At 70.8% G+C, this 14,364-nt stretch carries 15 protein-coding genes, 1 tRNA gene and 2 pseudogenes; 14 read left to right on the top strand and 4 right to left on the bottom strand.

Annotated elements, in window-relative coordinates; translation table 11 throughout:
* The first annotated feature begins 19 nt into the window (after window positions 1-19).
* The gene (locus tag OG758_RS32650) at window positions 20-1,981 is read left to right on the top strand and encodes an FAD/NAD(P)-binding protein (RefSeq protein WP_326716108.1); all 1,962 of its coding nucleotides are present in this window, start codon (window positions 20-22) and stop codon (window positions 1,979-1,981) included.
* Window positions 1,982-2,039: 58 nt separating this feature from the next.
* Entirely contained in the window at window positions 2,040-2,507 is a 468-nt protein-coding gene (locus OG758_RS32645; RefSeq protein ID WP_326713201.1) for a DoxX family protein, read from the top strand.
* A 64-nt stretch (window positions 2,508-2,571) separates the two neighbouring features.
* Here the strand turns inward: OG758_RS32645 and OG758_RS32640 are convergent, their stop codons facing one another.
* Window positions 2,572-2,928 (bottom strand): hypothetical protein, encoded by a 357-nt coding sequence (locus tag OG758_RS32640; RefSeq protein WP_326713200.1) that lies wholly within the window; start codon window positions 2,926-2,928, stop codon window positions 2,572-2,574.
* A gap of 598 nt (window positions 2,929-3,526) precedes the next feature.
* Between OG758_RS32640 and OG758_RS32635 the strand changes: the two genes are divergently transcribed.
* Window positions 3,527-4,150 (top strand): DedA family protein, encoded by a 624-nt coding sequence (locus OG758_RS32635; protein ID WP_266564683.1) that lies wholly within the window; start codon window positions 3,527-3,529, stop codon window positions 4,148-4,150.
* A gap of 34 nt (window positions 4,151-4,184) precedes the next feature.
* On the opposite strand, the gene OG758_RS32630 is transcribed toward OG758_RS32635, so the two are convergent.
* Window positions 4,185-4,427: a DUF2277 domain-containing protein gene (locus tag OG758_RS32630; RefSeq protein ID WP_326713199.1), complete on the bottom strand. Its 243-nt coding sequence runs from the start codon at window positions 4,425-4,427 to the stop codon at window positions 4,185-4,187.
* A gap of 130 nt (window positions 4,428-4,557) precedes the next feature.
* Between OG758_RS32630 and OG758_RS32625 the strand changes: the two genes are divergently transcribed.
* Entirely contained in the window at window positions 4,558-4,902 is a 345-nt protein-coding gene (locus OG758_RS32625) for a hypothetical protein (RefSeq protein ID WP_326713198.1), read from the top strand.
* Window positions 4,903-4,955: 53 nt separating this feature from the next.
* Here OG758_RS32625 and OG758_RS32620 read toward each other — a convergent pair whose 3' ends face one another.
* The gene (locus OG758_RS32620; RefSeq protein ID WP_326713197.1) at window positions 4,956-5,120 is read right to left on the bottom strand and encodes a hypothetical protein; all 165 of its coding nucleotides are present in this window, start codon (window positions 5,118-5,120) and stop codon (window positions 4,956-4,958) included.
* Between the two features lie 217 nt (window positions 5,121-5,337).
* Here OG758_RS32620 and OG758_RS32615 point away from each other — a divergent pair, with 217 nt between their 5' ends.
* On the top strand, window positions 5,338-5,967 hold the full coding sequence (locus OG758_RS32615; RefSeq protein WP_326713196.1) for a PASTA domain-containing protein: 630 nt from the start codon (window positions 5,338-5,340) through the stop codon (window positions 5,965-5,967).
* Between the two features lie 1,709 nt (window positions 5,968-7,676).
* Window positions 7,677-8,470 (top strand): annotated as a pseudogene (locus OG758_RS32610) (tyrosine-type recombinase/integrase); the annotation flags it as partial.
* 71 nt (window positions 8,471-8,541) lie between these two features.
* Here OG758_RS32610 and OG758_RS32605 read toward each other — a convergent pair.
* Window positions 8,542-8,613 (bottom strand) — tRNA-Val (locus tag OG758_RS32605).
* Between the two features lie 215 nt (window positions 8,614-8,828).
* On the opposite strand from OG758_RS32605, the gene OG758_RS32600 reads away from it, so the two are divergent.
* The 8 genes and pseudogenes from OG758_RS32600 (at window position 8,829) to OG758_RS32565 (ending at window position 14,304) form a co-directional block, all read left to right on the top strand.
* Window positions 8,829-10,169 carry a hypothetical protein gene (locus OG758_RS32600; protein ID WP_326713195.1) on the top strand — a complete coding sequence of 447 codons (1,341 nt, stop codon included), beginning with the start codon at window positions 8,829-8,831 and terminating at the stop codon, window positions 10,167-10,169.
* 179 nt (window positions 10,170-10,348) lie between these two features.
* Window positions 10,349-10,999 (top strand): DUF4383 domain-containing protein, encoded by a 651-nt coding sequence (locus OG758_RS32595; protein WP_326713194.1) that lies wholly within the window; start codon window positions 10,349-10,351, stop codon window positions 10,997-10,999.
* A 26-nt stretch (window positions 11,000-11,025) separates the two neighbouring features.
* A complete protein-coding gene (locus tag OG758_RS32590; RefSeq protein ID WP_326713193.1) occupies window positions 11,026-11,481 on the top strand; it encodes a hypothetical protein in 456 nt (151 codons plus the stop codon).
* Entirely contained in the window at window positions 11,436-11,801 is a 366-nt protein-coding gene (locus OG758_RS32585; RefSeq protein WP_326716107.1) for an FCD domain-containing protein, read from the top strand. Before OG758_RS32590 ends, OG758_RS32585 begins: the two co-directional genes overlap by 46 nt.
* A 91-nt stretch (window positions 11,802-11,892) precedes the next feature.
* A pseudogene (gene dgoD, locus OG758_RS32580) lies at window positions 11,893-13,010 on the top strand (galactonate dehydratase).
* Window positions 13,011-13,088: 78 nt separating this feature from the next.
* Window positions 13,089-13,709 (top strand): bifunctional 4-hydroxy-2-oxoglutarate aldolase/2-dehydro-3-deoxy-phosphogluconate aldolase, encoded by a 621-nt coding sequence (locus tag OG758_RS32575; RefSeq protein ID WP_326713192.1) that lies wholly within the window; start codon window positions 13,089-13,091, stop codon window positions 13,707-13,709.
* Between the two features lie 92 nt (window positions 13,710-13,801).
* On the top strand, window positions 13,802-14,044 hold the full coding sequence (locus tag OG758_RS49125) for a hypothetical protein (RefSeq protein ID WP_442810362.1): 243 nt from the start codon (window positions 13,802-13,804) through the stop codon (window positions 14,042-14,044).
* A gap of 32 nt (window positions 14,045-14,076) precedes the next feature.
* Window positions 14,077-14,304, top strand: coding sequence for an FmdB family zinc ribbon protein (locus OG758_RS32565; RefSeq protein WP_326713191.1), 228 nt, complete (start codon window positions 14,077-14,079; stop codon window positions 14,302-14,304).
* Window positions 14,305-14,364 lie beyond the last annotated feature (60 nt).

Genomic DNA, 14,364 nt, shown 5'->3' with positions numbered 1-14,364 from the left:
GACAGGGCGACCCGGCATGATGAGCGGACGTTCCGCTTCCAGCAGCCCCCCATGCCCCTGGAGTCCCTCCTTGTCCGCAGTGTGCTCGGCGCCGGCCGCAGCGATAGTCGGCGCGGGCCCGCGCGGGACCAGCGTCCTCGAACGACTCTGCGCCTCCGCCGGCGAGCTCCTGCCGCCCGGCGCCCGCCTCACCGTCCACGTCGTCGATCCGGCGCCGCCGGGAGCCGGCAGCGTCTGGCGGACCTCGCAGGCGCCCGAACTCCTGATGAACACCGTCGCCTCACAGGTCACGTTGTTCACCGACGACAGCGTGGACTGCTCGGGCCCGGTACTCCGGGGGCCGAGCCTGCACGAGTGGGCCCAGCGCCAGGGCCTCACCCTCGGCCCCGACGACTACCCGACCCGTGCCCTCTACGGCCGGTACCTGGAGTGGGTGTTCGCCGAAACCGTGGGCTGCGCACCCGACGCCGTACGCGTCGAGGTCCATCGCGCGCGAGCCGTGCGCCTCGACGACGCGGACGACGGCCGCCAGACCCTCGTACTCGACAACGGGCGCGAACTGACCGGCCTGTCCGCCGTCGTCCTCGCCCAGGGCCATCTGCCCACCGCCGCGAGCCCCGCCCAGACGCGCCTCACCGAGTACGCGCGGCAGCACGGCCTGCGCCACATCCAGCCCGCGAACCCGGCCGACCTGGACCTCTCCCCCATCTCCCCGGGCGAACCCGTCCTGCTGAGGGGCCTCGGCCTCAACTTCTTCGACCACATGGCGCTGCTCACCGAGGGCCGCGGCGGACGCTACCGCCGCACATCCTCGGGGGAGTTGCGGTACAAGCCCTCGGGCCGCGAGCCGCGCCTGTACGCCGGTTCGCGCCGCGGCATCCCGTACCAGGCGCGCGGTGACAACGCCAAGGGCCCGTACGGGCGCCACGAACCCGCCGTCCTCACCCCCGAGGTCATCGCCCGCTTCCGCGAGCGCGCGGACTCCGGGGACGCGCCGGACTTCCTGGGCGAGATCTGGCCACTCGTCGCGAAGGAGGTGGAGACCGTCTATTACGAGACCCTGCTGCGCCGCGCGGGAGCGGGGGACGCCGGTTTCCGCGAAGGTTTCCTCGCCGCGCCGCACCAGAGCTCCGAAGAGGCCGACGTCCTGTACGAGTTCGGGATTCCGGAGGTTCTGCGCTGGTCCTGGGACCATGTCTCCCGGCCGCACGCGGAGCTCTCGTTCGGCTCGCCCGCCGAGTGGCGGACCTGGCTCCTGACCCATCTGCGCGAGGACGCGGCGCACGCCGCGCTCGGCAACACGGACGGTCCCGTGAAGGCCGCCCTGGACGTGCTGCGCGACCTGCGCAACGAACTGCGCCTGGCCGTCGACCACGGCGGGATCGGCGGCGCGTCGCGCCGCGACCACCTCGACCGCTGGTACACCCCGCTCAACGCCTTCCTGTCGATCGGCCCGCCCCGGCGGCGCATCGAGGAGATGAGCGCGCTCATCGAGTCCGGCGTCCTGACCGTGGTCGGGCCGCGCCTGGACGTGCGGACCGAGGACGGCGCGTTCGTCGCGCACTCGCCCGAAGTGCCCGGATCATCCGTGAGAGCCACCACACTCGTCGAGGCGCGACTGCCGGAGACGGACGTGGCGCGCACCGGCGACCAACTGCTCGCCGGGCTCCTGAAGACGGGGCACGTCCGGCCGCACACGCTCGACGGTTACGCGACGGGCGGGGTGGACGTAACACCACGCCCGTATCGCCTGATCGACCGTCAAGGCAGGCCGCACGCACGGCGGTTCGCGGTCGGCGTGCCCACGGAGGGGGTGCACTGGGTGACCGCGGCGGGGGCCCGGCCGGGGGTCGATTCGGTGACCCTCTCGGACGCGGACGCGGTCGCACGAGCGGCTCTGCGGACGGCTTCCGGGGAGCGCGCGGAACCCGGCACGGAGCAGCACTCCCGGCCAAATGTTGAACTTGCAAGCGTTGATTAGGGTCCCCTAACCTGTGGCCTCCATCGGTTCGTCCCCAACCGACACAAGGAGTCCCCCCATGACTGGACGTCTCAACAGCGCCCAGCCTTACGCCCTCGGCCTGTTCCGCATCATCGTGGGCCTGCTCTTCGCCTGCCACGGCGCCGCCTCGCTCTTCGGCGTCCTCGGCGGAGCGATGGGCGGCGGCACCGTCCCCGCCGGCACCTGGCCCGGCTGGTACGCGGCCGTCATCCAGCTCGTCGGCGGCACCCTCGTCACCCTCGGCCTCGGCACCCGCGCCGCGGCCTTCATAGCCTCCGGCTCAATGGCCTACGCGTACTTCAAGGTCCACCAGCCGGAGGCCCTGTGGCCGCTCCAGAACGGCGGCGAACCGTCCGCGATGTTCTGCTGGGCCATGCTGCTCCTGGTCTTCACCGGCTCCGGCGCGCTCGGCCTCGACCGGCTCTTCGCCGCCCGCGGCGAGAGCAAGGCGGAGCACCCGGCCGCCTCGGCGTCCGCCGCGGAGCGGGAGCCCGCCGCGGCTTGATGTGGTGACTGCTTGATGGGGGGGTACCGGTGCGCGCCGCGTGCCGGTGCCCCCTCCCCGCCGCTCACCTCCCCCGGTGAACCGGCGACTTGACCGGCACCGGCTCGACCGACACCCGCCCGAACGGCATCGACTCGACCGCCGCCGGTTCGAACGCCACCGTGAAGCACGCGATCCGGGCGCCCGCTCCGCCCGGCATCCCGTGCAGCACGACGGACCGCGCCTCGCCAGACCTCAACTCCCGGCTCTGCCGCACGCTCGCCGCCCCCGCACCGTGCGCGTCCGTGGTGAACCCGAGCCAGACCTCGCTCTCCGGGTTCGCACAGGCCGGGTCCATCGACGGCTGCACCGGATCCTCGCGGTGCTGGTAGTGCCCGCCCGCCGCGGCCGGATCCCCGCCACACTCCCCCCTGGTGCACATGCGCGCCGTACGCGCGCCCCGCGGCCAGCCCCTCGACCCGCACGCTCACGCTCACGCGACCGTGCCCGCCGCGCTGAACGACCTCGATCCGCGCCCCGGCGGGCACCAGGTTCATGTCGTACGTCAGCGCGCGCGACGCCACGAAGGCGTTCGGGGGCGAGAACCGCGCCGCCTCGCGCGCCCCATACCCACCCGGATCCACCGTCGCGCTGCCGGCACTCCCACCGCCCTCGGCCCCGCCGTCCGCCATCCCCCTGCCATGAGTCCCGCTGCCGGCCGTCCCGCCGCGAGCACGGCCGCCGCCACGGCTCCCGCCACGATTCCCGCCACCATCGTCCGCTCCTCCAGCTTTCGCTCACCCGCTCCGGGCCGGCTCTCCCGCCCCGTCGTTCGTATGGGGATACCGGGGCGTACCGCGCGTGCGACGCGGCACCCGGGTGAACGTGACCTGGAGAACACCTGAGCCCCTGGTGACCCTCCAGCCACAACCGAGGCGTACGCTGTACAGCTGTCATCAGCCGCCCCTGCCGCTCCCCACGACACCGCGGCGTCAGTCGCCGACCGGGGAATTCACGAACACGGATCACGGGGAGTCGCGGTGCTGGAGAGTGTGGGGTCGCTGACCGGCGGTCCGTGGATCTACGCGGTGGTGGCCCTCTCGGTACTGCTCGACGTGTTCCTGCCCGTCCTGCCGAGCGGCGTCCTGATCATCACCGCGGCCACCGCCACGGCGGCCGGCACGGGGGCGGCGGCCGGGCAGGTGACGCACGAGGTGCCGTCCATCCTGGCGCTGACCCTCTCCGCGGCCACGGCGTCGGTACTGGGTGACCTGGTCGCGTACCGCATCGCCTGGCGCGGCGGCGAACGCCTCGACCGCGCGATCGCCCGCTCCCGCCGCCTGACCAGCGCGCAGGAACGTCTCGGCGGGGCGCTGGCGCGCTCCAGCGGCGGCATCCTCGTGGTCATCGCCCGCTTCGCCCCGGCGGGCCGCTCGATCGTCTCGTTCGCGGCGGGCACGGCTCACCGCCGGGTCCGCGAGTTCCTCCCGTGGTCCGCCCTCGCGGGCGTGGCCTGGGCGGGCTACAGCGTGGCCCTCGGCTACTTCGGCGGCCAGTGGCTCGGCGCGAGCTGGCTGGCCACCGGGGTGTCACTGCTCGCACTGTTCGCGGCGGGAGCAGGGGCGGCGTTCCTCATGCGGCGGCCGGCGGAACGGGCGAGCTGACCCACCCAGGCCCACGCCGGACCCGGCCCGTCCCCTAGACCGCGGACTCCGGGGCCAACTGGCGCCCCTGGCCACGGATTTCGAGCCCGTCGAGCAGCTCGGCGGTCGCCTGGGCGACGACGTCGACGGCCCGGTCGAACACCTCCCTGTTGTGCGCGGCGGGCGCCCGGAAGCCGGACACCTTGCGCACGTACTGCAGGGCTGCGGCCCGGATCTCCTCCTCGGTGGCCTCTTCCGGGAGGACGGGCGGGCGAAGGGTCTTGATGCTGCGGCACATGCCTCCAGTCTCGCGCGCATCCCCGCCCTCGCGCACGCCTTCGGAAAGAACGTACGTTCGAAACACACGTACGAATGAACACGCCCCTCATCGCTCGCCTCAAGAAATCGAACAGGCGTAGCATTGCCGCGTGGCAGCGACCTATGACTTCCCGAGTGACCTCCTGGCGGGCCAGGAGGAGCTGCACCAGGTCAGGGCGGAGCTCCTGACCCTCCTGAAGCGGCTTCCCTGGTCGGTGGACCCTCTCGACGGGTTCAGCGACGACCACGGCTGGCGCAAGCGCGAGCGCCCCGCATCCCCCGGCTGGACACCGGACGAACAGGCCGAGGTCGAAAAGCTCCGCCGGCGGGAGCGCGAGCTGGCGGTCTTCGTGACGTGCCACCGCTACTGGAAGGACGTATCGGGCCCGGACACGGTGGACGCCCGCATGCACCTCAAGCGGGCCCACGAGACGGACATCCCCACCCCGGAGTAACCGAACCCGGCGCCGACCCCCTCACCCGGGACGGCGCTCGAGCGGGGTGCCGGTCAAGCGGCCTCACGCATGGCGGCGGCCCACTCGACCACGAGCGCCTCATACTCCACCCGTTCCTCCGCGCTCAACCGCCCTCCGGCACGAAGCCAAAGGGCACGTATCTGCTCGTTCACCTCGGCGGCAGGCCGCACGGTCGCGGATTCGGAAGTCGTGGCCATAACGTGAAGCCTACGTCCACTCTCGTGAAGGCCGCGTGAAACCCCCACAGAGTGACGGAAGTTACGACGTCAAGCACGCCGCCCGCCGACAACACACCCACCCCACACGGACATTCCGCCCCCCCCTGGGCTCACATAACGGAAGACTCCTTCACGTTCTCTTCACATGACACATAATGCCCTTTCTGTACACGCACCATCCCAGGGGGACTACGACATGGGCACGCGCACGACCGTCGCCGCACTCGCCGGCACCGCACTTCTCGCACTCACGGGCTGCGGAGCCACAACGGTCAGTGACAAACCGGCGGCACCTCGGACCACGCCCGGAACGCCCACCACCGCCACCCCCAGCAAGGCCACCGCCACCGAGACGGCAAGCCTGCCGAGCATGACCGGCAAGGGCCTCCAGTACGCCCAGGACCAGGCACAGGCCGCGGGTTTCTACGGACTCACGTCCCACGACGCCCTCGGCCGAGGCCGTATGCAGGCGTTCGACCGCAACTGGAAGGTGTGCTCGCAGACCCCGGCGGCCGGGAAGCACACCACGGACACCAAGATCGACTTCGCCACGGTCAAGCTGGAGGAGGAATGCCCGTCGAAGGACGCGGGCACGCCGCAGGCGGCCGGGGCCACGATGCCCGACTTCAAGGGCAAGTCGGTGAAGGCGGCCCGCGAGGCCCTCGACAGCGGCTACAGCATCACGGTGAACGACGCGACCGGACAGAACCGCATCGTGTTCATGGAGTCCAACTGGCAGATCTGCACCCAGAACCCGACGCCAGGCACCAAACTCGACGGCCGGCCGGTGAAGTTCGACGCCGTGAAGTTCAACGAGCCCTGCTGACACGGACCCCGGCCGCCGGGGTCCGTTCAGTCCAGGCGGTAGGAGCATCCGTCCTTGTCCGTACGGGAAACCCTCGCACCACGAACGGCCAAGGCAGCTTCCTCCCTGACGGTGCGTCTACTGCCATCGAGACGAGTCGAATTGAGTACGGATGCTCACGCCGGAGTCATGGTCCGCCAGGAGCATGGGGAGCATCACGTCTCCGGGGGGAAATCGATGAATGCTCGTACCCTGTCGCGTCTGACCTTTGACGGGATACCGAAACCGTCAACATCGTTGGCCGAAGCTCAGGACGATCGTGCTGCGCAGTAAGGCCGGGGATGCGCATCGCGCCATGTACTCGCGGATGACGTCCCCCCGTTGCCCGCATGCACGCAGCGCACCGCCGGGCGCGGCCGGCCGGGGCGCAGACGCGCCGTCCAGGACACGCAGCGCGGGGCGGTCCGCCACGTGGACCGGCTGCTCAGGAGACGGCTCGACGGTGAGAGACCATGGGCGTCGTCTACTCCGGCTGTAGCTGCAGCCCAGGTGAACGGCGCATCTCGACTGCGCCGAGCCGTCGTTGACCGTGGTTGCCTGCACGATGTGGCACGGGTATGGCACGTGACCTTCTGATCCGTAGCTCTAGCCGGATCGGTCAGCGGTGGTCATTCCGGTCACTACGAGGTCCCAAGGACGCTACTGGACGGGCGTTCGCTGCCATGCAGCTTGCTTCGCGCGCTGTTGGGTGTGTTCGGCGGAAGATTCGACGTACAGGGGCCGGGATCACAGCCGGGCTGCGTGTTCCGCCCAGGAACACCGCCCGAGCAATTCAGCACGTTCACGCCAGCCTGACAGTCACCCTTGGGCGTGTTCGACGGAAGATTCGACGTACAAGGCCCGGGATCACAGCCGGGCTGCGTGTTCCGCCCAGGAACACCGCCCGAGCAATTCAGCACGTTCACGCCAGCCTGACAGCCACCCTTGGGCGTGTTCGACGGAACATTCGACGTACAAGGCCCGGGATCACAGCTGGGCTGCGTGCTCCGCCCAGGAACACCGCCCGAGCAATTCAGCACGTTCACGCCAGCCTGACAGTCGCTGTTGGGCGCCACTAGCGCCGATACCGTCGTGGTCGGCGCCGTTGCGTGAGGCGCTGCTTCAGCGCTTGAAACGCCTATTGCTACAGCGAGCATCGCAGTAAAGAACGTCGCGCCGGTCATGCAGAGGATGCGTTTCAGGGTACCTGCCGTCATACCGATCACCTCTTTTTCCGCGGCCGGGGCAGTTTTCGCCCCACAAAACACGAGCGTTCCGCCGTAACCATGGGGGTGATTCAGCATGACCCCCGGTGACACGGCTCGGCGCCGGACGTGGGTCAAAATCGCTGGTTGAGCGAGCATCGCAGACAAAATTGGAACACTGCCGGGGCAGTGCCGATTTTCTACTCTACTGTCCTATTCCCTACTGCCCTATTGGGAGTTCGGCATCTACGGCGCTGGAACACCTTCATCAAGCGCTTCGTCTCTTCGAGCATTATCAGCGCAGGTGCTCACGCTGTCAGGGTGGCGGCTTTGGGCGGGAGGTGAGAGGGGGCGAGCAATCGCCCCCTCTCAACCCGCCACTCGCCCCGCTCCCATCCCGTCCGTCTTCGGCCCACACACTGTGGAGCGGGCGTGGTTCAGGGCGTCAAGGTGGAGCGCGCCACTGTACGAACGGCCTTGACGCCTGATGTCCGTCGCTTCCTCAATCGACTGGAGCGAGAGGCGACCGCGACAACTGCCAAGGAGTCTCACAAGGTTCTGCGCTCGGCCCTGTCGGCGGCCTGCCGCGAGGAACTGATCACGCGCAACGTCGTCTCGCTCGTCGAACCGCCCCAGGTCGAGTCGCGGGACCTGTCGCCATGGTCGCTGGATGAAACCCTCGACTTCCTCACCACGGCGCGCAAGGACCCGCTCTACGCGGCGTTCATGCTCGCCATCGCACTCGGCTTCCGTCGGGGCGAGATCGTGTGTCTCCGATGGCAGGACGTCGACCTCGAGAAGCGCGTCATCCGGGTTCGGAAGCAACGACAGCGCGTCGGCGGGGAAGCGTACGACGATGATCCGAAGGGACGGCGCCGCAAGCAGGCCTTGCCGCTTCCCGTGATCTGCGTCGCCCCTCTTCGTTGGCAGCGGCTGCATCAGGCGGCCTTGCGCGAGCGTGCCGGGGACCGGTGGGCGGAGAGCGACTACGTCTTCACGACACGCACCGGTCAGCCATCGAGCCGCGGAATGTGTATCGCTCTTTCACCCGCGTCGCCGGGCACGCCGGGCTGCGTGTGATCCGGCTGCATGACGCTCGGCACGACACCGCGACTCTGCTCGCCGCCGCCGGCGTGGCGCCCCGCGTCGTGATGGAGATCCTTGGGCACAGTCAGATCGCGGTCACCATGAACGTCTACACGCACGTCGTCCAGGACACGCAGCGCGAGGCTGTCAGCCACATGGACCGGCTGCTCAGGAGGCGGCTCGACCGCGAGTGACCATGGGCGTTGATGTCAGCCCTGGATGTCAAAGACCCCCGGCCGAGAACGGCCGGGGGTCTTCTCCCAGGTGGGCGCGGACGGTTTCGAACCGCCGACATCTGCCTTGTAAGGGCAGCGCTCTACCACTGAGCTACGCGCCCGGGATGATTCGACAGCCTACCTTGCCCGTGGTGGTACCCCGCAAACCCGTATCGTCCGGCAAAGTCCCAGGGCCCAGAGCGAACTATCCGGCCCGTGTGTTCGTCATTAACCGGTGGGAGAATGACAGCGGGCAGGGCGGATGAGTGCACGGGCGAGGGCAGCACGGGAGAGGGTAGTGACGGCGACACCACCGATGCGGCCGTATGCGTCGTCCATGCGACCGCGCGCCGCGCTTCGCGATCTGCTCGGGCTCGTCCTGCTTCCGCTGCCGCTCATCGCCGTAGCCGTCGCTGCGGCGCCGGCCGCGTTCGCCGGGGGCGGTACCCGGCGCTGGTTCGGGCGCGGGGAGGACCAGCGGGCGGAGGCGCAGGCCGCCAAGGACGCCGCCGCTGCTGCGTTCTACGAACTCGACACAGCCCAGCGCGATCTGCGGATCTCCATCGAGACCATCACGGCCGTCGACGACTCGCCCGCCGCGCGCCGCACCGTTTCCGACTTCGAGGCTCTCGGCCGGCGGATCGACGAAGCCAGCCTGCAGTACATCACCGCCGTGGACGCGCACGACCTCGACCGGGACGACCTGGAGGCGTCGGTCGCTTCGCGGGCACGCGCCGAGCTGAGCCGGGCCAAGGACGAGCTGACCAAGGTGAAGCTCGACCTCGACCGGTTCTCGCAGGGCCTCGGGCCGTTGCTCGGGAAGGCCGAGACGCAGCTGGCGCGGCTGGCCCCCGCCGTCGAGCGGGCACGGCAGGCGCTCCTCGCGGCGAGCAACTCCCTGGACGCCGTGCGCGGCGCCGGGCTCAAGGCCGACGATCTCGCCGCCCGTCTCGCAGCCCTCGGGCCCGAGCTCACCCGGCTCAACCAGGGCGCGGGCCAGCATGGTGTGCCGGAGACCCTGGAGCGCGCCGAGCGGGTCGCCCGGGATGCCGAGGCCGTGCGGGCCGAGGCCCAGCGGCTGCCGGAGCGCGCCTCCGAGATCGACCGCCGCCTCGTGTCGCTACGGACGCGCGCGCAGGCCCTGACCACGCGGGCCGGGCAGGTCGAGCCCATCCTGAGCGAACTGCGCAGACGGTTCACGGCCCCGTGCTGGCAGGACCTCCAGCATGTGCCGGAGCGCGCCGCGGAGAACGTACGGCAGGCGGAGCTGAAGCTCGGCGAGGCGCGTGCGGCGCGGGACGAGCAGCGCTGGCCGGACGCGACGTCGCGCCTGTCGACGGTCCGGGCCCTGCTGAACACGACGGACGAGGACGTGTCCGCCGCGTCCGACCGGCTCCAGCGGCTGAACGCCGTGGCGAAGGACCCGCAGCAGGAGATCGACCGGACCCGGTTCGCCATCCGGGACGCGCAGCGGCTCGCCATGTCGGGGCGCAGCACGCCCGAGCCGCGGCACGCCCGCCCCCTCGACGACTCCGTGGGCCGCCTCGACCGCGCCGTCGCCGCTCTCGAGGGGCGCCACCCCGATTACTGGCACTTCCTCACGGAGACGGAGGCCGTCCGGCAGACGGTCGCCCGAGTCGTCGCCCAGATCAGGGAGGAGCGGGGGGCCCACTCCTGAGCGGCACCCTCTTGAGCCGCGCGCACCTGAGCCGCCCGTCCTGAGCCGCACTCTCCCGAGCCGCCCGTTCTGAGCCGGCTCCTGAGCTGCCCGCCCCTACCTGGCCGCCGAGACGTCCCTGTTGGCGCCATCGGGGCAACGGGCGGATCCTTGAGGTACGTATGTGCAGGGAGGCGGTCATGGCCACGCATGCGCCCCAAGTCCGCCCGGCCCGGTTCCGGCATCAGCGCGTCGTCCTCGACGATCATCTGCCCGTCGACCACGGGCTCAGCAAGGTCTACCGGATAGGCGCGGGCCTCATGGGGCTCGTGCTGGTCGCCTTCGGCATTCTGGGGCTCATCGATCACATCGGATTCTTCGACACCGGCGGCGACAAGGTCGCCGGCCTGAACACCAACGGCGCCCTCAGCGTCCTGTCGATCTGCGTCGGTCTGATCCTTTTCGCGGGCATGGTCATCGGACGGAACGTCGCCTCGACGATCAACATGACCTTCGGCATCCTGTTCATCCTCAGCGGCTTCGTGAACCTCGCCCTTCTCCAGACCGACTACAACTTCCTCGCGTTCCAGATCCAGAACGTACTGTTCAGCTTCGTGGTCGGCGTGATGCTCATGGCCTTCGGGATGTACGGGCGCGTCAGCGGAACGCTGCCGCACGACAACCCGTACTGGCGTGCGCGCCACCCGGAAGCCGCCGCCCGCGAGGATCGCGCACGCGCCGGCCGGCGGCCGCACCCCACCCTCGAGGCCGCCGCAGCCCGGGTCAGCGGCGCCACCGAGACCACCAAAATCACTGACGGGCCTGGACCGCCGAGAATAATTGATAAATAACCGGCTCTGGTGCGAGGCCGCCCCCCATGACGCGCAAGGACAGGGGCAGCCCGCGCACGGACAGCCCGAGCCGTGACGGCGCGCCGGGGGTCGCGTACACCGGACGCGGCGTCCACCGGATCGCCGTGGAGGCGCTCGCGCGGCGGATCTTCGACGGGACGTACGCGGAGGGGGATCTCCTCGATCTTCCGGGGCTCATGGCCGAACTGGACGTCAGTCAGACCGTGCTGCGCGAGGCGATCAAGGTGCTGCCACCAAAGGCCTGCTGGACGCCCGGCAGAAGCGGGGGACCCTCCTACGCCCGCGCGACGACTGGAACCTCCTCGACAGCGACGTACTGCGCTGGACCATCGACTCCGGCGCGCCCGGCGGCTTCTTCACCGACCTCCTTGAGCTCCGCCGCGCCGTCGAGCCCGCCGCGGCCGCGCTCGCCGCGCTGCACCGCACGGACGCGGATCTCTCCGCCCTCGACGCAGCACTGAGCGCGATGGCCGCCGCCGAGCAGACGCCCGTCATGACCGACGCCGTCATGACCGAAGGCGACCCCGTTCTCGCCGTGCGCGCCGACGCCTCCTTCCACACGGCGCTCCTCACCGCCTCCGGCAACCCCTTCTTCGCGCAGATGCGGCGCGTCATCATCCCGGCCCTGGCCGTACGGGACCGGCTCGTGCACGCCGGACGGCACGAGCACCCGCTGCCCGCCCACGCCCGGGTCGCCGAACTCGTCCGCGCCCGGGACCAGGACGGCGCTTTCGCCGCGATGCTCGACGTGATCGAACTGTCCCGGCGCGGACATCCCTGACAACGGCCCCGCCCCACCCCCGTGACACCCCGAGAGGAACCCGTACGCGACGATCGCCCGCATCGAGACCTTCCTCGCCCCGCCCCGCTGGATGTTCGTCCGCGTGGAGACCGGCGAAGGGGTCGTCGGCTGGGGTGAGCCCGTCGTCGAGGGGCGCGCGGAGCCGGTGCGGGCCGCCGTCGAGGTGCTCGCCGAATATCTGGTCGGCCAGGACCCACTGCGCATCGAGGACCACTGGCGGGTCATGACCAAGGGCGGCTTCTACCGCGGCGGGCCGGTCCTGTCGTCCGCCGTCGCCGGGCTCGACCAGGCACTGTGGGACATCAAGGGCAAGACGCACGGGCAGCCGGTGCACGAGTTGCTCGGCGGGCCGGTGCGCGAGCGGATCCGCGCGTACGCCTGGGTGGTCGGTGACGAGTCGAGCGAGGTCAGGGACGCGGTGAGCGCACAGGTCGAGGCCGGGTTCACGGCGGTGAAGATGAACGGCAGCGGGCGCATGACACCGCTCGCCACGCGCGAGGAGGTCCGCGCGTGCCTGTTGCGCGCGGAGACGGCACGTGAAGTCCTCGGCGACGAACGGGACTTCGCGCTCGACTTCCACGGCCGCGTCTCCCCCGCGAACGCCCGCCGGCTGCTCCCGCTGCTCGCCGAGTACGCGCCCCTGTTCGTCGAGGAGCCCGTCCTCTCCGAACACATGCACGCCGTCCCCGACCTGGTGAACGCCTCCAACATCCCGATCGCGCTCGGCGAACGGCTCTTCACCCGACGGGAGTTCCTCGCCCCGCTCCAGGCCGGCGTCGCCGTGGTGCAGCCCGACATCTCGCACGCGGGCGGCATCTCCGAGCTGCGCCGCATCGCCGCGCTCGCCGAGATGTACGGGGCCCACATCATGTACGGGGCCCACATCGCGCCGCACTGCCCGCTCGGCCCCGTGGCCCTCGCCGCGAGCCTCCAAGTCGCCTTCACCACACCGAACTTCCTGATTCAGGAGCAGTCGATCGGCATCACTACAACGAGGACGCCGAACTCCTCGACTACGTCGCCGACCGCGAGCCGTTCCGCTTCGTCGGGGGATCACTGCTGCGCACCGAACGGCCCGGCCTCGGCGTGGACATCGACGAGGCGGCCGTACGCGCCGCCGACGCCAGGGGTCACGCCTGGCGCAACCCCGTGTGGCGGCACGAGGACGGCTCGTTCGCCGAGTGGTGACCCGAGCCGAGTGTCTAAGCTTTATAAAACGCCCTTAAACGCCCCGAAACTCCCCTTGAGGAACCGAGGAAGAGCACCATGGACTTCACTACCGCACTGCGCACCGATCGCCTCGTGGCGATCGTCCGGGGAAGCGATCCCGACGCGTCGTTCCGTACGGTCATGGCCCTGACCGAGGCCGGGATCCCGCTGGTGGAGGTGTCGCTCAGCGGCCGTGACGCCCTCACGGTGATCCGCAGGGCGCGGGACGAGCTCGGCGACGACGTCTGGCTGGGCGCGGGCACGGTCCTGACCGCCGAGGACGCCCGCGAAGCGGCCGCGGCCGGGGCGAACCTCATCGTGACGCCAGGGCTCGGCCCCGGGGTCGACGAGTCCCTGCGGCAGGGCCTGCCCGTGCTCGCCGGGGTGCTCACCCCGACCGACGTCATCGCGGCCGAGGCGTCCGGGGCGACGGCCCTGAAGATCTTCCCGGCGTCGGCGATGGGCGGCCCGTCGTATCTGAAGGCGCTGAGGGGGCCCTTCCCCCGAACGCCGTTCGTACCGGTGGGCGGGGTCGACGCGGCGGCGGCGACCGCGTATCTGGAGAGCGGCGCCATCGCGGTCGGGGTCGGCTCGCCGCTCATCGGCGACGCGGCGGACGGCGGGGACCTGGGTCAGCTGCGAAAGCGGGCGGCCGAGTTCAAGGCGGTGTGCGGATGACGGCGCCGGGACCGGCTTAGGGGTCGAGCCCTTTCCCGGCCGTCTCCCCCGTCGCCTCCCCCCTCACGTCCCCCGTCGACTCCCCCGTCGACGTGCTCACCTTCGGCGAGACCATGGTCGCGCTGCGCGGCCACGGACCGTTCAAGCTGGGCGGCTCGATGGACCTGTCCGTCGCGGGCGCCGAGTCGAACGTCGCCATCGGGGCCGCGCACCTCGACCGCGCCGTGACGACGGGCGCCTTCGCCGTCGCGCAGCCGGGCGACCGGGAGGGAGCCCCCCCCACGCGGGCGGAACTCGTGCTGCTCGGGGCAGGCCAGGGGACCGTCGTGCGCTGACGTCCGCCGGGCGTGGCCGCTAACCTGTGCCTATGCCACGCTACGAGTACCGCTGCCGGACCTGCGGCGACACGTTCGAACTGAGCCGCCCCATGGCCGAGTCCTCGGCCCCCGCGGACTGCCCCGCGGGCCACGACGACACGGTGAAGCTGCTGTCGACGGTCGCCGTGGGCGGCACCGCGTCGAGCTCCGCCCCGGCCCGCCCCACGGGCGGCGGGGGCGGAGGCGGGGGCTGCTGCGGCGGGGGCTGCTGCGGATGACCTCCGGCAGGTAGGTGCACGGAGGGCGAGCGCATGGGGCCTCACCCGAACGTGCGGCGT

Source organism: Streptomyces sp. NBC_01474 (genome assembly GCF_035918215.1).
GTDB lineage: Bacteria > Actinomycetota > Actinomycetes > Streptomycetales > Streptomycetaceae > Streptomyces > Streptomyces aureus.
This window is presented reverse-complemented; position numbering and strand designations above follow the sequence as displayed.

Coding starts and splice junctions, on each gene's coding strand:
- OG758_RS32615 (WP_326713196.1), top strand. CDS start 5,338: ATGGGCACGCGCACGACCGTCGCCGCACTCGCCGGCACCGCACTTCTC.
- OG758_RS32590 (WP_326713193.1), top strand. CDS start 11,026: ATGACGCGCAAGGACAGGGGCAGCCCGCGCACGGACAGCCCGAGCCGT.
- OG758_RS32575 (WP_326713192.1), top strand. CDS start 13,089: ATGGACTTCACTACCGCACTGCGCACCGATCGCCTCGTGGCGATCGTC.
- OG758_RS32640 (WP_326713200.1), bottom strand. CDS start 2,928: ATGTGCACCAGGGGGGAGTGTGGCGGGGATCCGGCCGCGGCGGGCGGG.
- OG758_RS32645 (WP_326713201.1), top strand. CDS start 2,040: ATGACTGGACGTCTCAACAGCGCCCAGCCTTACGCCCTCGGCCTGTTC.
- OG758_RS32565 (WP_326713191.1), top strand. CDS start 14,077: ATGCCACGCTACGAGTACCGCTGCCGGACCTGCGGCGACACGTTCGAA.
- OG758_RS32650 (WP_326716108.1), top strand. CDS start 20: ATGAGCGGACGTTCCGCTTCCAGCAGCCCCCCATGCCCCTGGAGTCCC.
- OG758_RS32630 (WP_326713199.1), bottom strand. CDS start 4,427: ATGTGCCGCAGCATCAAGACCCTTCGCCCGCCCGTCCTCCCGGAAGAG.
- OG758_RS32600 (WP_326713195.1), top strand. CDS start 8,829: ATGCGACCGCGCGCCGCGCTTCGCGATCTGCTCGGGCTCGTCCTGCTT.
- OG758_RS32620 (WP_326713197.1), bottom strand. CDS start 5,120: ATGGCCACGACTTCCGAATCCGCGACCGTGCGGCCTGCCGCCGAGGTG.
- OG758_RS32595 (WP_326713194.1), top strand. CDS start 10,349: ATGGCCACGCATGCGCCCCAAGTCCGCCCGGCCCGGTTCCGGCATCAG.